General features: G+C 61.7%; 3 protein-coding genes and 1 pseudogene. 1 reads left to right on the top strand and 3 read right to left on the bottom strand.

What is annotated here, in order from left to right; all coding sequences use genetic code 11:
• Positions 1-449 (top strand): annotated as a pseudogene (locus tag HP499_RS22410) (RDD family protein); the annotation flags it as partial.
• Positions 450-481: 32 nt separating this feature from the next.
• Here the strand turns inward: HP499_RS22410 and HP499_RS22405 are convergent.
• The 3 genes from HP499_RS22405 to HP499_RS22395 form a co-directional block, all read right to left on the bottom strand.
• Positions 482-1,321, bottom strand: coding sequence for a pentapeptide repeat-containing protein (locus HP499_RS22405; RefSeq protein WP_172326294.1), 840 nt, complete (start codon positions 1,319-1,321; stop codon positions 482-484).
• 188 nt (positions 1,322-1,509) lie between these two features.
• On the bottom strand, positions 1,510-2,730 hold the full coding sequence (locus tag HP499_RS22400) for an Ig-like domain-containing protein (protein WP_172326293.1): 1,221 nt from the start codon (positions 2,728-2,730) through the stop codon (positions 1,510-1,512).
• A gap of 119 nt (positions 2,731-2,849) precedes the next feature.
• A partial coding sequence (locus HP499_RS22395) for an adenosylhomocysteinase (protein WP_172326292.1) occupies positions 2,850-3,382 on the bottom strand: 533 nt, incomplete at its 5' end.

The raw sequence follows: 3,382 nt of genomic DNA, 5'->3' as shown, positions 1-3,382 counted from the left end.
TGACCTTCGGCGGCCTCGCGATCGGTGTGGCGCTGTTCAACGACCGGTCCAAACGCCTCGGCGACATCGTTGCCGGAACCTACTCCCTCCGCCAACGGGTCCCCTCCAAACCCCGGATCATGCCCGTGGCACCGCACTACCTGCAGGGCTGGGCTGCCATGGCAGACATCGGCAGGGTCCCCGACTCTACCGCCCGCAGGGCAGGTACCTTCGTGCAGCAGGCCTACCTCATGGCCCCGGCCTCCAGGGTCAACATGGCCACCGCCATCGCCTCGGAACTCGCAAAGTACGTCGCACCTCCCCCGCCTGCTGGGACAATCCCCGAGGACTACATCGGAGCAGTCCTCGGGGAACGCCGCAACCGCGAACTCGTCCGCCTCCGCCAGGCGGAGCAGCGGAACGCTTTCGTAGGTGAGCGGCTACAAAAGCTGCCGTTCACTGACGGTTAGTGCCGGCCCCCGGCTTGTCCCGGTTGCGGGTGTTAGCCCCAGTGATCCGGTTTTGTGAGCCTTTGTGGCAGGAGCGTTGTGGGGTCGCCTTCGGCGGCGGTGATCTGTGGTTGGGTCAGATACAGCGCCCTGGAGAGGTCCGCGCCGTGGAGGTGGGCTCCTCGGAGATCGGCTCCCAGGAGGTCTGCTGCCGTGAGGTCGCTGTTCCTGAGGTTTGCTCCTATCAGGTAGGCACCGCGGAAGTTGGATCCGCAGAGGCGTTGGTTCGCCAGGTCCGTGCCCATCAGGTCAGCGCCGGTGTGTTCACCGTTCCGGTGAGCACCGTCGTCGTGCGTTTGCGTGTCCTCGGCTCCGTAGGAGGCTCGTAGTTCTTCGCTGACCTCCATCAGGAGGGCCCGGACTTCCATATGCAGAATTTCGACGTCGGTTTCCAGGATCGCTGTTGCGTCGCCTTGGGCGGTGGTGGTGATGCGCCCGGACAGGTGGCCCGCTGCTGAAGCGAGGTCGGGATCGAAGGTGCGTTGCTGAGCTTCGGCCAGGTACCAGAGCATTTCGTGGAGTTGCCTCACCACCTTGAACACGGCGAACATCGAGGACGTGGACGAGGGGTTGTCCCTCCAGCTTGTACCGCCAAAGGTGCGCTGGGAGACCACTTGGCCTGCGCCGAAGCAGTCAAAGACGGTGCACCCCCGGAAGCCGCGGGGCCGAAGCCGCTGATGGATGGCGCAGGAAAAGTCGGCCGACATGTTCGGGCACGGCGTGGCAGCCGGTTTGTCGATGGCAAAGTCAGCCGAGCGGGCGAATCCCAGCGCTGTGCAGCAGAGGGCAAAGCAGTTGCCGCAGTCCGGGCGAAGAATTGGTTGAAGAGTCATGTGTGCTCCAGGTGATGAAAGAGATTCCGGTGGGAGGAGCCGGGGAACCCGTGGGCGGGTTCCCCGCAGGGAAACCCGTAATCACCGTGGAGGGCAGCACAAAATGAAGGGCCAACATGTGGTCGGCGCAGGAAATATTCGTCAAAGACCGCAGGAAATAATCACTGCGACCAATCGTACCCGCTGGCTTAGCGTTGGGCGTAGCTCGCCCAGGGGATGTTCCAGTCGCCGAAGCCTTCCAGCGGCTCGACTGCGGGTGCCCCGGTGTTGAGGATCTGAACGACGTCACCGGTTTTCATGTTGTTGAAGAACCAGGCAGCATCCGCCGGCAGCAGGCCCACGCAACCGTGCGAAACGTTGGCAACCCCGATTGAACTCCAGGCCGCTTCCAGGGCTTGGTGCACGTAGACACCGGACCACGTCAGGCGGTTGGCGTACTCCACCACCAACGGAGGGTAGTAGCCCTTGTCCCCCGGCTTCAGGCCGATGGTTCCCGCATTGAAGTTGGAGTGGCGTTCCTGCTCCATAATCACGGCGTAACCGGTAGGCGACAACCAATCTTCGCCACCGAGCGACACTGGCGCGGTGTGGACCAACTGCCCGTCGGAGTACACGTTCATGGTCTTGGTGTTGTCATCCACCACGGCCACGCGCTGGGGGCCGGTGGTAAAGGTGGATACGACGTCCGCGTTTCCGATCATCTTGTTGCCGAAATCGACACCAAGGAGCTTCATGTCCACGGTCACCGTGGTGCCCGTTGCCCAAAAGGCTTCCGGGCGGATCCGGACCTTTTTGTCCGAGTACCAGTGCCAGGCAACCGGCTGGCCGGACGAAACCGTGATAGCCACACGCTTCTCCATGGCTGCTTTATCCACCACGGGCTCGCTGAAGTTGATCTCGATGGGCTGGCCCGAACCGGCCGTGGTTCCGTTGCGGGGGTAAATGGAAGCATCTGCCTCATACGCCGCGGAAACGGTGGTGAAGGTTTGGGTCTTCTTGGTTTCCTTCCCGGCGGTATCCACCACTGTGAAGGAATAGTTGTACCGGGTCTTGAACTTCAGCACTTCCAGTGTGGTCCAGGTGCTTCCATCCGGGCTGGTCTTGCCTTGGACAGGAGTACCGCCATCCACGGGAGCCAGGACCACGTCCTTGACCTTGCCGTTGACGGCCTTGATCTGCGGCCCCACCACGGGATTCCATTCGATGGTGCCATCCAACGGTGTGATGCCCAGCTCCACCGGCTTCGCTTCCACCGTGGGTGCTGGGGACGGCGCAACACCGCTGTCCTGGGTCGAACCAGCCAGCAACCCGGGCACGGTGGCCACACCGATTCCGCCCACGGCAATAGCGGCGCAGATCCCTACGATGGCAAGGATCTTGCCTGTCTTCCGTTTGGCGACTTCCGTCATGGTTCCCGTCTTCCTGTCCCCCGGCAAGCAATACTGAACACCCAATTCTAGCCGAAAGGCCGGCCACGCTACTCGCGTGTCCGGCCTTTCACCATCGATTTGGATGGCGCTGGACCACTTTAGTAGCGGTAGTGCTCCGGCTTATAGGGACCAGCAACATCCAGGTCCAGGTAATCCGCCTGGTCCTTGCTCAGTTCCGTCAGCTCAACGCCAAGTGCGTCCAGGTGGAGCCGGGCAACCTTCTCGTCCAAAATCTTGGGAAGCACGTAAACCTGCTTCTCGTATTCCCGTTCCCCCGCAGGCTGGTCCTTCTTGGTCCAGAGCTCGATCTGCGCGATGGTCTGGTTGGCGAAGGAGTTGCTCATCACGAACGACGGGTGTCCCGTGGCATTGCCAAGATTGAGGAGGCGGCCCTCGGACAGCACAATGATGGACTGCTCGGAATCCGTGTCCCCATCAAAGACCCATTCGTGGACCTGGGGCTTGATCTCCACCTTCTTGACACCCGGGATCTTAGCCAATCCGGCGATGTCGATCTCGTTGTCAAAGTGGCCGATGTTTCCAACAATCGCCTTGTTCTTCATGCCCAGCATGTGCTCGGCCATGATGACGTCCTTGTTGCCCGTGGTGGTGATGAAGATGTCGCCCTGTG

It is taken from the genome of Paenarthrobacter sp. CM16 (assembly GCF_013179505.1).
In the GTDB taxonomy this organism is placed as follows: Bacteria; Actinomycetota; Actinomycetes; order Actinomycetales; family Micrococcaceae; genus Arthrobacter.
Note: the sequence above shows the minus strand (reverse complement) of the source record. Positions and strands in the feature narration are given on the sequence as shown.